This is a genomic window from Streptosporangium sp. NBC_01755, from assembly GCF_035917995.1.
Classification (GTDB): domain Bacteria; phylum Actinomycetota; class Actinomycetes; order Streptosporangiales; family Streptosporangiaceae; genus Streptosporangium.
Genome location: NZ_CP109131.1, coordinates 6,559 through 23,043, shown reverse-complemented (window position 1 = coordinate 23,043; position 16,485 = coordinate 6,559). Strand labels below are relative to the sequence as shown.

1 protein-coding gene is annotated in these 16,485 nt (G+C 67.7%); it reads left to right on the top strand.

The genetic code is table 11. The features are described 5' to 3' along the window. The first annotated feature begins 58 nt into the window (after window positions 1-58). A complete protein-coding gene (locus OG884_RS00045; protein ID WP_326640846.1) occupies window positions 59-16,453 on the top strand; it encodes a non-ribosomal peptide synthetase in 16,395 nt (5,464 codons plus the stop codon). The last annotated feature ends 32 nt before the right edge of the window (window positions 16,454-16,485 follow it).

Here is a 16,485-nt window from a genome sequence, read left to right as displayed (position 1 = left end):
GCGGCGCCGGCTGGATGGAAGAAGACGGGTAGTCGATCTGGTAGATGCGGCGTACAGGATGCACGGTCAAGGCGATACGGATAGTCCTACCCGGTCGACGCATGATCCTGGTCTTGGTGTCGGCGGGTGGCGGGTCCAGTTCGATGAGCCCCAGCGTGTCGAGGAGCTGTGGAAGATGAATGAGCTGCGGGGTTCAGGTTCTGGTTTGCCGCTGTCGGCTGCTCAGCTGGAGGTTTGGTTTGCCCAGCAGCTTGATCCTGATAATCCGATCTGGAATATCGCGGATTATTACGTTATTGAGGGTGAGCTTGATGTAGCGCTGTTGGAGCGGGCTGTGCGGGTGGCCGTGGGGGAGGCGGAGTGCCTGCGGGCCCGGTTCGGCATTGTTGGTGATGAAGTGCGGCAGACGGTGGTTCCTTGTGAGGATTGGGAGTTCTCGGTCGTTGATTTCACGGGCGAGGTTGATCCTGATGGGGCGGCGCTGGGGTGGATGCGGGCTGATGCCGGGACTGCGGTGGCGTTGGATGCGCCGGTGTTGTTCCGGTTCGCGTTGCTGAGGGTTGGCCCGGATCGTGCGGTGTTGTATCAGCGTGCTCATCATTTGTTGTGGGATGGTTTTAGTGAGGCTTTGTTTGTCGCTCGTGTGGCGGGGATTTATACCGCGGTTCAGGAGGGCCGGTCGTACGGGGATGGTGTGTTTCCGCCGTTGGCGGGTTTGATCGAGGAGGAGCTGGCCTACCGGGAATCGGCGCGGTTCGAGAAGGATCGCGAGTTCTGGGCGGGGAGGTTCGCGGGGCCGGTGGAGTTGACGAGCATGTCGAGCCGGCCGATCACCGCGGTGCGCACCTTCGTGCGTCGTGGCATGACTCTGGATGCGGGAGTCGCGGAGCGGATGCGGGCGGCGGCTTGGGGGCATCGTGTCGCGTGGCCGACGTATCTGATCGCGGCGACGGCGTGTTATGTGCAGCGGGTTACCGGGGTTCGTGATGTGGTGTTGTCGTTGCCGGTGACCGCGCGTACGTCGGCTGTCACCAAGGCGACGCCTGGCATGCGTGCGAATTTGGTGCCGTTGGTGTTGGCTGTTCGGCCGGGGATGAGCCGGGGTGATGTGCTGGCGCACGCGTCCCGGGAGGTGGGTCTCGTTGTGCGTCATCAGCGTTTCCGCACCCGCGAGATTCGGCAGATGATGGGACTTTCACCCGAGGACCGTCGCCCGGTTGGTCCCGAGGTCAACCTAATGAATTCCCTCGGTGGGATGCGCTTCGGCACCGCGACGGTGAAAACGTTCAACCTGACAACCCCGCCCAGCGACGATCTCACGATCATGGTGCACGACAGTGAGGACGGCGGCCTGCGCGTCAAAATAGACGCGAACACCGACCTGTATGACGAGGCTGATGTGGAGGCGCACCTCGCGCGTTTCACCGCCTTTCTGGACACGTTTACCACCGCGCCTGCGGACCAGCCGTTGAACGCGATCGATGTACTCGGCGAGCAGGAGCGTCACCGGCTGTTGGTGGAGTGGAATCCGCCGGCGGTCGAGGGCGATTTCACGGGTGTGGTGGAGCGGGTCCGTGAGTGGGCTGCCACTGCCCCGGATGGTGTCGCGGTCACCGATGATGCGGGGTCGGTGACGTATCGGGAGCTGGTCGCTCGGGCCAACGCGGTGGCCAAGAAGCTGCCGGCGGGCGCGTTGGTGGGATTGCTCGGCGACCCGGGTGTCCGGTACGTGTCGGCGGTGCTGGGCGCTCTCGGTGCTGGGGGTGCGTATGTGCCGTTCGATCCGGATGCGCCGGTGGCCCGCACCGCGGCCCTGGTCGCCGACAGCGGCATCGAGGTGCTGATCGCCGCACCGGAGTATCTGGACCTGGCCCGCGAGGTCGCCGGGGCCGGTGGTGTGCGGATGCTGGTGTTCGACGACGCGGTGGACGATGATCCGGCCCCGGCGCGGGGGGGCGCGGACGACCTGGCCTACGTGATCTACACGTCGGGGTCGACGGGCCGGCCCAAGGGCGCGATGGTGCACCGGCGCGGGATGGTCAACCATCTGCTGGCCAAGGTCGAAGACCTCGGCCTGAACCCCTCCGACGTGGTGGTGCAGAACGCGCCGCTGACCTTCGACATCTCGGTGTGGCAGATGCTGGCCGCCCTGATCGTGGGCGGGCAGGTCCGGGTGGTCTCCCGCGAGACCGCGATGAACCCGCAACGGCTGTTCGGCATTCCGGGCGTGACGGTGCTGGAGGTGGTGCCCTCCCTGCTGCGAGCCGCCCTGGACGCCAAGGTGACGTTGCCCGGGCCGGAGTTGCGGTGGCTGCTGGTGACCGGTGAGGCGCTGCCGCCGGAGCTGTGCCACCGGTGGCTCCAGAGTTACCCGGCCGTCCCGGTGATGAACGCCTACGGCCCGACCGAGTGCTCCGACGACGTCACCCACGCGGTGATCGCCAACCCCGATGACGCCACGGGCTCGCGTACCCCGATCGGCCGGCCCATCCGCAACACCCAGCTCTACGTCCTCGGTGATGACCTGCAACCGGTTCCGGTCGGTGTGCCGGGTGAGCTGTATGTGGGCGGTACCGGCGTCGGCCGCGGCTACCTCAACGACCCCGCCCGCACCGCGGCCGTGTTCGTGGCCAGCCCGTTCGGCCAGGGCCGGCTGTATCGGACCGGTGACCGGGTGGTGTATCGGCCGGACGGCCGGCTGGAGTTCCTGGAGCGCCGCGACTTCCAGGTGAAGATCCGCGGGCACCGGATCGAGCTGGGTGAGATCGAGACCGCGATCCGGTCGGCCGACGGGGTGCGGAACGCGGTGGTGACCGCCGGTGAGCAGCATCTGGTCGCCTATGTGGTGGGCCAGGTCGAGCCTGACGCGCTCCAGGCACACGTCGCCACTCTGCTGCCGGACTACATGGTTCCCGCGGTGGTCATGGTCCTCGACGCATTACCGCTGAGCCCGAACGGCAAACTGGATCGTAAAGCGCTGCCGGCGCCGGACTTCACGGCCCTGTCTTCGGGTCGTGCCCCGCGCAACCCGCGGGAGGAGGCCCTGTGTTCGGTGTTCGCCGAGGTCCTCGATGTGGACTCGGTGGGCGTCGACGACAGCTTCTTCGACCTGGGTGGGCATTCACTGCTCGCGGTGAGGTTGATCAGCCGGATTCGTGGCGCGTTGGGTGTTGAGCTGTCGGTGCGGGATGTGTTCGACGCGCCGACGGTGGCGGGCCTGGCCGAACGGATGGGCGAGGGCGGCCGGAGCCGGCCGGTGCTGGTGGCCGGGCCGCGGCCGAGTGAGTTGCCGTTGTCGTTCGGTCAGCGGCGGCTGTGGTTCCTCAACCTGCTCGAAGGGGCCTCGGCGACCTACACCATCCCGATGCTGCTCCGGCTGAGGGGCAGCCTGGACCGGGGTGCCTTGGAGCAGGCCCTGGCCGATGTGGTGGAGCGGCACGAGGTGCTGCGCACGGTGTATCCGGAGGTCGACGGCCGGCCGGTGCAGGTCATCAGGAGCGACAGGCCCGAACTCGTGGTCAGGTCGGTCACTGAGACGGAACTCCCGGCCGCGATCGAGACTGCTCGCTCGGTCGGTTTTGACCTGACTGCGGAGTTGCCGATGCGGGCCGAGTTGTTGGTGCTCGGCCCGTCTGAGTGTGTGCTGCTTGTCGTTATGCACCACATCGCCAGTGACGGCTGGTCCATGATGCCGTTGGCGCGGGATCTGGCTGCGGCGTATGAGGCGCGTTGTTCGGGGATGGCGCCGCGGTGGAAGCCGTTGCCGGTGCAGTATGTGGATTACGCGTTGTGGCAGCGGGAGCTGCTGGGCAGCGAGGATGACGAGCGGAGCCTGATCTCCGAGCAGCTGGCCTTCTGGACCAAGGCGCTCGACGGCTTGCCCGAGGGGATCACACTACCGGCCGATCGGCCGCGTCCGGCGATCGCCAGCTACCGGGGCGACACGTTCGAGTTCGTGCTCACTCCGGAACTCAAGTCCGACCTGGATAGCCTGGCCAGGAAGAACAACGCCAGCCTGTTCATGGTGCTGCAGGCCGGGCTGTCCGTGTTGCTGGGCAAGCTGGGCGCGGGCACCGACGTCCCGCTGGGCAGCCCGGTCGCCGGCCGGACCGATGACGCCCTCAACGATCTCGTCGGGTTCTTCGTCAACACGCTGGTGCTGCGCACCGACTTGTCCGGTGATCCGACGGTGCGGGAGCTGCTGGGCCGGGTGCGAGATGCCGATCTGGCGGCGTTCGCGCACCAGGACGTGCCGTTCGAGCGGCTGGTCGAGGTGCTCAATCCGGCTCGGTCCCAGTCGCGGCAGCCGCTGTACCAGGTGATGGTGGTGCTGCAGAACAACGCGGCCGCACAGGTCGAGTTGCCCGGCCTGGACGCCGGTGTCGAGCCCCTCAACGCGCCCGCCGTGGACTTCGATCTCGAATTCGACTTCACCGAACACGATGATGGCAGCATCGGCGTGCTTGTCACGTACGCCACCGACCTGTTCGACCGCGCGACCGTTCAGGAGATTTCAGCCCGGCTGGAACGGGTGTTGAACGGCATGGTGCCTGGCGCGGACGCGCCGTTGAGTGCGATCGATGTACTCGGCCAGGAGGAACGCCGCCGGTTGTTGGTGGAGTGGAATCCGCCGGCGGTCGAGGGCGATTTCACGGGTGTGGTGGAGCGGGTACGTGAGTGGGCTGCCACTGCCCCGGATGGTGTCGCGGTCACCGATGATGCGGGGTCGGTGACGTATCGGGAGCTGGTCGCTCGGGCCAACGCGGTGGCCAAGAAGCTGCCGGCGGGCGCGTTGGTGGGATTGCTCGGCGACCCGGGTGTCCGGTACGTGTCGGCGGTGCTGGGCGCTCTCGGCGCCGGGGGGGCGTATGTGCCCTTCGACCCGGCCGCGCCGGTGGCCCGCACCGCGGCCCTGGTCGCCGACAGCGGCATCGAGGTGCTGATCGCCGCACCGGAGTATCTGGACCTGGCCCGCGAGGTCGCCGGGGCCGGTGGTGTGCGGATGCTGGTGTTCGACGACGCGGTGGACGATGATCCGGCCCCGGCGCGGGGGGTCGCGGACGACCTGGCCTACGTGATCTACACGTCGGGGTCGACGGGCCGGCCCAAGGGCGCGATGGTGCACCGGCGCGGGATGGTCAACCATCTGCTGGCCAAGGTCGAAGACCTCGGCCTGAACCCCTCCGACGTGGTGGTGCAGAACGCGCCGCTGACCTTCGACATCTCGGTGTGGCAGATGCTGGCCGCCATGATCGTGGGCGGGCAGGTCCGGGTGGTCTCCCGCGAGACCGCGATGAACCCGCAACGGCTGTTCGGCGTTCCGGGCGTGACGGTGCTGGAGGTGGTGCCCTCCCTGCTGCGGGCCGCCCTGGACGCCAAGGTGACGTTGCCCGGGCCGGAGTTGCGGTGGCTGCTGGTGACCGGTGAGGCGCTGCCGCCGGAGCTGTGCCACCGGTGGCTCCAGAGTTACCCGGCCGTCCCGGTGATGAACGCCTACGGCCCGACCGAGTGCTCCGACGACGTCACCCACGCGGTGATCGCCAACCCCGATGACGCCACGGGCTCGCGTACCCCGATCGGCCGGCCCATCCGCAACACCCAGCTCTACGTCCTCGGTGATGACCTGCAACCGGTTCCGGTCGGTGTGCCGGGTGAGCTGTATGTGGGCGGTACCGGCGTCGGCCGCGGCTACCTCAACGACCCCGCCCGCACCGCGGCCGTGTTCGTGGCCAGCCCGTTCGGCCAGGGCCGGCTGTATCGGACCGGTGACCGGGTGGTGTATCGGCCGGACGGCCGGCTGGAGTTCCTGGAGCGCCGCGACTTCCAGGTGAAGATCCGCGGGCACCGGATCGAGCTGGGTGAGATCGAGACCGCGATCCGGTCGGCCGACGGGGTGCGGAACACGGTGGTGACCACCGGCGAGCAGCACCTGGTCGCCTACGTGGTACCGGCGGCTGGGACGCTGGACACCGCTGTGCTGAGGGAGTATCTGACCGGTTTGCTGCCGGAATACATGCTGCCTTCGGTCTATGTCACGCTGGATGAGCTGCCCTTGTCGTCGAACGGCAAACTGGATCGTAAAGCGTTGCCGGCGCCGGACTTCACGGCCCTGTCTTCGGGCCGTGCCCCGCGGAACCCACGGGAGGAGGCCCTGTGTGCGGTGTTCGCCGAGGTCCTCGACGTGGACTCGGTGGGCGTCGACGACAACTTCTTCGACCTGGGTGGCCATTCACTGCTCGCGGTGAGGCTGATCAGCCGGATTCGTGGCGCGTTGGGTGTTGAGCTGTCCATCCGGGATGTGTTCGACGCGCCGACGGTGGCGGGCCTGGCCGAACGGATGGGCGAGGGCGGCCGGAGCCGGTCGGCGCTGGTGGCCGGGCCGCGGCCGAGCGAGTTGCCGTTGTCGTTCGGCCAGCAGCGGTTGTGGTTCCTCAACCTGCTCGAAGGGGCCTCGGCGACCTACAACTTGCCGATTGCCTTGCGGTTGAGCGGTGAGCTGGACCGGGACGCCTTGGCGCAGGCTCTGGCCGATGTGGTGGAGCGGCATGAGGTGCTGCGCACGGTGTACCCGGAGGTCGACGGCCGGCCGGTGCAGGTCATCAGGAGCGACAGGCCCGAACTCGTGGTCAGGTCTGCCACCGAGACGGAACTCCCGGCCGCGATCCTGGCCGCTTGCTCGGTCGGTTTCGACCTGGCTGCGGAGTTGCCGATGCGGGCCGAGTTGTTGGTGCTCGGCCCGTCTGAGTGTGTGCTGCTTGTCGTGTTGCACCACATCGCCAGTGACGGCTGGTCGGCGACGCCGCTGGCACATGATTTCGCTGCGGCCTATGAAGCACGCAGTTCGGGGATGGCGCCGCGGTGGAAGCCGTTGCCGGTGCAGTATGTGGATTACGCGTTGTGGCAGCGGGAGCTGCTGGGGAGTGAGGATGACGAGCGGAGCCTGATCTCCGAGCAGCTGGCCTTCTGGACCAGGACGCTCGACGACCTGCCCGAGGAGATCACACTACCGGCTGATCGGCCGCGTCCGGCGATCGCCAGCTACCGGGCTGACGCGTTTGAGTTCGTGCTCACTCGGGAGCTCAAGGCCGGGCTGGACGTGCTGGCCAGGGAGAACAACGCGAGCCTGTTCATGGTGTTGCAGGCCGGGTTGTCGGTGTTGCTGGGCAAGCTGGGTGCGGGCACGGACGTCCCGCTGGGCAGCCCGGTGGCGGGTCGGACCGATGACGCCCTGGATGATCTTGTCGGGTTCTTCGTCAACACGCTGGTGTTGCGTACCGACTTGTCCGGTGATCCGACGGTGGAGGAGTTGCTGGGCCGGGTGCGAGATGCCGATTTGGCGGCGTTCGCGCATCAGGACGTGCCGTTCGAGCGGCTGGTCGAGGTGCTCAACCCGGCCCGGTCCAGGTCGCGGCACCCGTTGTTCCAGGTGATGATGGCGCTGCAGAACAACGCGGCCGCACAGGTCAAGATGACCGGCCTGGACGCCGGTGTCGACCCACTCCGCCCCTCGATTACGAACTTCGACCTGACTTTCGATTTCGCCGAGCACGGTGATGGCAGCATCGGTGTGCTGGTCACGTATGCCACCGACCTGTTCGACCGCGCGACAGCTCAGCGGATGTCCGAGCGACTGGTCCGCGTTCTCGACAGCATGGCGTTCGACGCGGATGCGCCGTTGAGTGCGATCGATGTACTCGGCCAGGAGGAACGCCGCCGGCTGTTGGTGGAGTGGAATCCGCCGGCGGTCGAGGGTGGTTTCGCGGGTGTGGTGGAGCGGGTCCGTGAGCGGGCTGTGGCTGCCCCGGATGGTGTCGCGGTGTCGGATGATTCCGGGTCGGTGTCGTATCGGGAGCTGGTGGGTCGGGCGAACGCGGTGGCCAAGAGGCTGCCGGGGGGCGCGTTGGTGGGGTTGCTGGGCGATCCGGGTGTCCGGTATGTGTCGGCGGTGCTGGGCGCTCTCGGCGCCGGGGGCGCGTATGTGCCCTTCGATCCGGGCACGCCGGTGGCCCGCACCGCGGCCCTGGTCGCCGACAGCGGCATCGGGGTGCTGATCGCGGCGCCGGAGTATCTGGATCTGGCCCGTGAGGCCGTCGGGGCCGGTGGCGTGCGGGTGCTGGTGTTCGACGATGCGGTGGACGATGATCTGGCCCCGCCGCGCGGGACCGTGGACGATCTGGCGTATGTGATGTTCACGTCGGGGTCGACGGGCCGGCCCAAGGGTGCGATGGTGCACCGGCGCGGGATGGTCAACCATCTGCTGGCCAAGGTCGAGGATCTTGGGCTGGGGGCGTCGGATGTGGTGGTGCAGAACGCGCCGGTGACGTTCGACATCTCGGTGTGGCAGATGCTGGCCGCTCTGATCGTCGGCGGGCGGGTCCGGGTGGTCTCCCGGGAGACCGCGATGGATCCGCAACGGCTGTTCGGTGTTCCGGGCGTGACGGTGCTGGAGGTGGTGCCGTCCCTGCTGCGGGCCGCTCTGGATGTGTGGGATGGGGGTGTCTCGGTTCCCGAGTTGGGGTTGCGGTGGCTGGAGTCGGCCGGTGAGGTGCTGCCGGCGGAGTTGTGCCGCCGGTGGTTCCAGCGTTTCCCGGCTGTGCCGGTGATGAACGTTTACGCCCCGACGGAGTGTTCCGACGGTGTGACGGGTGCGGTGATCCGTAGCTCCGATGACGTCGCGGGGCTGCGTACCCCGATCGGCGGGCCTATTCGTAACACCCGGGTGTATGTGCTGGGTGATGATCTGCAGCCGGTTCCGGTGGGGGTGCCGGGTGAGTTGTATGTGGGCGGTGTGGGTGTCGGCCGCGGGTATCTGAACGACCCTGCCCGGACCGCGGCGGTGTTCGTGGCCAGCCCGTTCGGTGGGGGCCGACTGTATCGCACCGGTGACCGGGTGGTGTATCGGCCGGACGGCCGGCTGGAGTTCCTGGAGCGCCGCGACTTCCAGGTGAAGATTCGCGGGCACCGGATCGAGCTGGGTGAGATCGAGACCGCGATCCGGTCGGCCGACGGGGTGCGGAACGCGGTGGTGACCACCGGTGAGCAGCATCTGGTCGCCTATGTGGTGGGCCAGGTCGAGCCTGGCGCGCTCCAGGCACACGTCGCCACTCTGCTGCCGGACTACATGGTTCCCGCGGTGGTCATGGTCCTCGACGCATTACCGCTGAGCCCGAACGGCAAACTGGACCGCAAGGCGCTGCCGGCGCCGGACTTCACGGCCCTGTCTTCGGGTCGTGCCCCGCGCAACCCGCGGGAGGAGGCCCTGTGTGCGGTGTTCGCCGAGGTCCTCGATGTGGACTCGGTGGGCGTCGACGACAGCTTCTTCGACCTGGGTGGGCATTCGCTGATCGCGGTGAGGTTGACCAGCCGGATTCGTGGCGCGTTGGGTGTTGAGCTGTCGGTGCGGGATGTGTTCGACGCGCCGACGGTGGCGGGCCTGGCCGAACGGATGGGCGAGGGCGGCCGGAGCCGGCCGGTGCTGGTGGCCGGGCCGCGGCCGGGCGAGTTGCCGTTGTCGTTCGGTCAGCGGCGGTTGTGGTTCCTCAACCTGCTCGAAGGGGCCTCGGCGACCTACACCATCCCGATGCTGCTCCGGCTGAGGGGCAGCCTGGACCGGGACGCATTGGCCGCTGCCCTGGCCGATGTGGTGGAGCGGCACGAGGTGCTGCGCACGGTGTATCCGGAGGTCGACGGCCGGCCGGTGCAGGTCATCAGGAGTGACAACCCCGAACTCGTGGTCAGGTCTGCCACCGAGGCGGAACTCCCGGCCGCGATCCAGGCCGCGTGTTCGGTCGGCTTTGATCTCACTGCCGAGTTGCCGGTCCGCTCTCACCTGTTCGTCCTCGGTCCGACTGAGTCTGTGTTGCTGTTGGTGTTGCATCACATTGCTGGTGATGGCTGGTCGATGATGCCGTTGGCGCGGGATTTCGCCGCGGCGTATGAGGCGCGTTGTTCGGGGATGGTGCCGGGGTGGAAGTCGTTGCCGGTGCAGTATGTGGATTATGCGTTGTGGCAGCGGGAGCTGCTGGGCGGTGAGGATGACGAGCGGAGCCTGATCTCCGAGCAGCTGGCCTTCTGGACCAAGGCGCTCGACGGTCTGCCGGAGGAGATCACACTACCGGCTGATCGGCCGCGTCCGGCGATCGCCAGCTACCAGGCTGACGCGTTTGAGTTCGTGCTCACTCCGGAACTCACGTCCGGGCTGGACGTGCTGGCCAGGCAGAGCAACGCGAGCCTGTTCATGGTGTTGCAGGCCGGGTTGTCGGTGTTGCTGGGCAAGCTGGGTGCGGGCACCGACATCCCGTTGGGCAGCCCGTTCGCCGGTCGGACCGATGACGCCCTGGATGGTCTTGTCGGGTTCTTCGTCAACACGCTGGTGTTGCGTGCGGATCTGTCTGGTGATCCGACGGTGCGGGAGTTGCTGGGCCGGGTGCGGGATGCCGATTTGGCGGCGTTCGCGCATCAGGACGTGCCGTTCGAGCGGCTGGTCGAGGTGCTCAACCCGGCCCGGTCCAGGTCGCGGCACCCGTTGTTCCAGGTGATGGTGGTGCTGCAGAACAACGCGGCCGCACGGATCGAGCTGGCCGGCCTGGACGCCGGTGTCGACCCGCTCCGCCCCTCGGTTTCGGACTTCGACCTGACTTTCGGTTTCACCGAGCACGGTGATGGCGGTGTCGGTGTGCTGGTCACGTATGCCACCGACCTGTTCGACCGCGCGACCGTTCAGCGGATGTCCGAGCGACTGGTCCGCGTTCTCGACAGCATGGCGTTTGATGCGGATGCGTCGTTGAGTGCGATCGATGTGCTCGGGCAGGAGGAGCGTCGCCGGTTGTTGGTGGAGTGGAATTCGTCGGCGGTCGAGGGTGGTTTCGCGGGTGTGGTGGAGCGGGTTCGTGAGCGGGCTGTGGCTGCTCCGGATGGTGTCGCGGTGTCGGATGATTCCGGGTCGGTGTCGTATCGGGAGCTGGTCGCTCGGGCGAACGCGGTGGCCAAGAGGTTGCCGGCGGGTGCGTTGGTGGGGTTGCTGGGCGGCCCGGGGGTCCGGTTTGTGTCGGCGGTGCTGGGGGTGCTCGGTGCTGGGGGTGCGTATGTGCCGTTCGATCCGGATGCGCCGGTGGCCCGCACCGCGGCCCTGGTCGCCGACAGCGGCATCGGGGTGCTGATCGCGGCGCCGGAGTATCTGGATCTGGCCCGCGAGGCCGTCGGGGCCGGTGGCGTGCGGGTGCTGGTGTTCGACGACGCGGTGGACGATGATCTGGCCCCGGCGCGCGGGGCTGAGGATGATCTGGCGTATGTGATGTTCACCTCGGGGTCGACGGGCCGGCCCAAGGGGGCGATGGTGCACCGGCGCGGGATGGTCAACCATCTGCTGGCCAAGGTGGAGGATCTCGGGCTGGACTCCTCGGATGTGGTGATGCTGAACGCGCCGTTGACGTTCGACATGTCGGTGTGGCAGATGCTGGCCGCTCTGATCGTGGGCGGGCGGGTGCGGGTGGTCTCCCGGGAGAGCGCGATGGATCCGCAACGGCTGTTCGGTGTTCCGGGCGTGACGGTGCTGGAGGTGGTGCCGTCCCTGTTGCGGGCTGCCCTGGATGTCGGGGTGACGGTGTCCGGGCCGGGGTTGCGGTGGCTGCTGGTGGCCGGGGAGGCGCTGCCGGCGGAGCTGTGCCACCGGTGGCTCCAGCGCTACCCGGCCGTCCCGATGATCAACGCCTACGGCCCGACCGAGTGCTCCATCGGCGTCACTCAGGCGGCGATCCGTCACGCTGATGACGCCACGGGGTCGCGTACCCCGATCGGGCGGCCCATCCGCAACACCCAGCTCTATGTACTCGGTGATGACCTGCAGCCGGTTCCGGTGGGGGTGCCGGGTGAGCTGTATGTGGGCGGTGTGGGTGTCGGCCGCGGCTATCTGAACGACTCGGCCCGCACCGCGGCGGTGTTCGTGGCCAGCCCGTTCGGCCAGGGCCGGCTGTATCGGACCGGTGACCGGGTGGTGTATCGGCCGGACGGCCGGCTGGAGTTCCTGGAGCGCCGCGACTTCCAGGTGAAGATCCGCGGGCATCGGATCGAACTCGGTGAGATCGAGACCGCGATCCGGTCGGCCGACGGGGTGCGGAACACGGTGGTGACCACCGGCGAGCAGCACCTGGTCGCCTACGTGGTACCGGCGGCTGGGACGCTGGACACCGCTGTGCTGAGGGAGTATCTGACCGGTTTGCTGCCGGAATACATGCTGCCTTCGGTCTATGTCACGCTGGACGCGCTACCGCTGACCTCGAACGGCAAACTGGACCGCAAAGCGTTGCCGGAGCCGGACTTCACGGCCCTGTCTTCGGGTCGTGCCCCGCGGAATTCGCGGGAAGAAGTGTTGTGTTCCGCGTTCGCCGAGGTACTCGATGTCGAGACCGTGAGCATCGATGACAGCTTCTTCGATCTGGGTGGCCATTCGCTGCTGGCGGTGAGGTTGATCAGCCGGATTCGTGGCGCGTTGGGTGTTGAGCTGTCGGTGCGGGATGTGTTCGACGCGCCGACGGTGGCGGGCCTGGCCGAACGGATGGGCGAGGGCGGCCGGAGCCGGTCGGCGCTGGTGGCCGGGCCGCGGCCGAGTGAGTTGCCGTTGTCGTTCGGTCAGCGGCGGCTGTGGTTCCTCAACCTGCTCGAAGGGGCCTCGGCGACCTACAACATCCCGATGCTGCTCCGGCTGAGGGGCAGCCTGGACCAGGACGCATTGGCGCAGGCCCTGGCCGATGTGGTAGAGCGGCATGAGGTACTGCGCACGGTATATCCGGAGGTCGACGGCCGGCCGGTGCAGGTCATCAGGAGCGACAGGCCCGAACTCGTGGTCAGGTCTGCCACCGAGGCGGAACTCCCGGCCGCGATCGGCACTGCTTGCTCGACGGGCTTCGATCTCACTGCCGAGTCGCCGATGCGGGCCGAGCTGTACGTACTCGGCCAGTCCGAGTATGTGCTGCTTGTCGTGTTGCACCACATCGCCAGTGACGGCTGGTCCATGATGCCGTTGGCACGTGATTTCGCTACGGCCTATGAGGCGCGCTGTTCGGGGATGGCGCCGCGATGGGCGTCGTTGCCGGTGCAGTATGTGGATTACGCGTTGTGGCAGCGGGAGCTGCTGGGCAGCGAGGATGACGAGCGGAGCCTGATCTCCGAGCAGCTGGCCTTCTGGACCAAGACGCTGGAGGGGTTGCCGGAGGAGATCGCGCTGCCGACTGATCGGCCGCGTCCGGCGATCGCCAGTTACCGGGGCGACGCGTTCGAGTTCGTGCTCACTCCGGAACTCAAGTCCGACCTGAATAGCCTGGCCAGGAAGAACAATGCCAGCCTGTTCATGGTGTTGCGGGCCGGGTTGTCGGTGTTGCTGGGCAAGCTGGGTGCGGGCACGGACATCCCGCTGGGCAGCCCGGTGGCGGGCCGGACCGATGACGCCCTGGATGATCTTGTCGGGTTCTTCGTCAACACGCTGGTGTTGCGCACCGACTTGTCCGGTGATCCGACGGTGCGGGAGCTGCTGGGCCGGGTGCGGGATGCCGATCTGGCGGCGTTCGCGCATCAGGATGTCCCGTTCGAGCGGCTGGTCGAGGTGCTCAATCCGGCTCGGTCTCAGTCGCGGCAGCCGTTGTTCCAGGTGATGGTGGTGCTGCAGAACAACGCGGCCGCACGGGTCGAGCTGCCCGGCCTGGACGCCGGTGTCGAGCCCCTCAACGCGCCCGCCGTGGACTTCGATCTCGAATTCGACTTCACCGAACACGACGACGGCGGTATCGGTGTGCTGGTCACGTATGCCACCGACCTGTTCGACCGCGCGACCGTTCAGGAGATTTCAGCCCGGTTGGAACGGGTGTTGAACGGCATGGCATCTGGCGTGGACGCGCCGTTGAGTGCGATCGATGTGTTGGGAGAGCGGGAGCGTCGCCGGCTGTTGGTGGAGTGGAATTCGTCGGCGGTCGAGGGTGATTTCACGGGTGTGGTGGAGCGGGTTCGTGAGTGGGCTGCCACCGCTCCGGATGGTGTCGCGGTCTGCGACGATTCCGGCTCGGTGACCTATCGGGAGCTGGTCGCTCGGGCCAACGCGGTGACCAAGAAGCTGCCGGCGGGCGCGTTGGTGGGGTTGCTGGGCGACCCGGGAATCCGGTACGTGTCGGCGGTGCTGGGCGTGCTCGGCGCCGGGGGCGCCTATGTGCCCTTCGACCCGGGCACGCCGGTGGCCCGCACCGCGGCCCTGGTCGCCGACAGCGGCATCGGGGTGCTGATCGCAGCGCCGGAGTATTTGGATCTGGCCCGCGAGGCCGTCGGGGCCGGTGGCGTGCGGGTGCTGGTGTTCGACGACGCGGTGGACGATGATCTGGCTCCGGTGCGGGGGGTTGGGGACGACCTGGCCTACGTGATCTACACGTCGGGGTCGACGGGCCGGCCCAAGGGTGCGATGGTGCACCGGCGCGGGATGGTCAACCATCTGCTGGCCCAGGTCGAAGACCTCGAACTGGACTCATCGGACGTGATGGTGCAGAACGCGCCGCTGACCTTCGACATGTCGGTGGGGCAGATGCTGGCCGGTCTGATCGTGGGCGCGCAGGTCCGGGTGGTCTCCCGCGAGACCGCCATGAACCCGCAACAGCTGTTCGGCGTTCCGGGCGTGACCGTGCTGGAGATGGTGCCCTCCCTGCTGCGGGCCGCTCTGGATGTGTGGGATGCGGGTGTCCCGGTTCCTGAGTTGGGGTTGCGGTGGTTGCTGGTCGGCGGGGAGGCGCTGCCGGCGGAGCTGTGCCACCGGTGGCTCCAGCGTTACCCGGCCGTCCCGGTGATGAACGAATACGGCCCGACCGAGTGCTCCGTCTGTGTGACGAGTGCGGTGATCCGTAACCCCGATGACGCCACGGGGCTGCGTACCCCGATCGGCCGGCCTGTCCGCAACACCCAGCTCTATGTACTCGGTGATGACCTGCAGCCGGTTCCGGTGGGGGTGCCGGGTGAGCTGTATGTGGGCGGTACCGGCGTCGGCCGCGGCTACCTCAACGACTCGGCCCGCACCGCGGCCGTGTTCGTGGCCAGCCCGTTCGGCCAGGGCCGGCTGTATCGGACCGGTGACCGGGTGGTGTATCGGCCGGACGGCCGGTTGGAGTTCCTGGAGCGCCGCGACTTCCAGGTGAAGATCCGCGGGCACCGGATCGAACTCGGTGAGATCGAGACCGCGATCCGGTCGGCCGACGGGGTGCGGAACACGGTGGTGACCACCGGCGAGCAGCACCTGGTCGCCTACGTGGTACCGGCGGCCGGGCCGCTGGACACCGCTGTGCTGAGGGAGTATCTGACCGGTTTGCTGCCGGAATACATGCTGCCTTCGGTCTATGTCACGCTGGATGAGCTGCCCTTGTCGTCGAACGGCAAACTGGACCGCAAAGCGCTGCCGACGCCGGACTTCACGGCCCTGTCTTCGGGCCGTGCCCCGCGGAACCCACGGGAGGAGGCCCTGTGTTCGGTGTTCGCCGAGGTCCTCGACGTGGACTCGGTGGGCGTCGACGACAACTTCTTCGACCTGGGTGGCCATTCACTGCTCGCGGTGAGACTGATCAGCCGGATCCGTGGCGCGTTGGGTGTTGAGCTGTCCATCCGGGATGTGTTCGACGCGCCGACGGTGGCGGGCCTGGCCGGGCGCGCGGATGTCAGTGGCTCGGTCAACTCGTTTGAGGTGTTGCTGCCACTGCGGGTGACAGGGCATCATACGCCGATTTTCTGCGTGCACCCGGTGGGCTGCGTCGCCTGGCCGTATATCGCGCTGACCGCGCAGCTCGGCCCGGACTTCCCGGTGTACGGCCTGCAGGCGCGGGGCATGCTGGAGCCGGACCGGGTACCGGAAAGTGTCGAGCAGATGGCGGCCGACTATCTCGAGCAGGTCCGCACCGTCCAGCCCGAAGGGCCCTACCACCTGCTGGGCTGGTCATTCGGCGGTGTGGTCGCCCATGAGATGGCGCGGCAGTTGCAGCAGGCAGGGCAGACCGTCGCGTTGCTGGCCAGCCTGGACAGCCACCCGGTGGCCGAGGCAGGCGAGGTGGAGCTGACCAGCGATACCGAACTGCTGCGAGCCATCCTTGCCCTCTTCGGGCATGCGGCGCCGCAGCGGCCTTCGGCGGCCGAGGTACTGGAGATCCTCAGGCACGAGCACAACCTCGCGGTGCTGGCGACAGAGGAACAGTTGATGAACGTGGTCGCCGCATGGCGTGCGAACGTCGAGCTGAACCTGGCTCACCGGCCCGGCAGGGTCGGAGGCCGGATGTTGCACTTCGTGGCCGGCCGCGAAAACACCCCGGGCGATTGGACGCCGTTCGCGGAGACCGTCGACAACCACCGAATCGACTGCGGGCACGATGAGATGCTGCAGCCCGAGCCGCTGGCTGAGATCAGCCGAGTCCTCGCCAAGGAGATCATCCCGAAGGAATAGGAGGCCGATCGTGCCTGACGCGCTGATCCCGT

Bases quoted from the DNA above. Each gene is read 5' to 3' on its own strand.
- OG884_RS00045 (WP_326640846.1), top strand. From the start codon at position 59: ATGCACGGTCAAGGCGATACGGATAGTCCTACCCGGTCGACGCATGAT.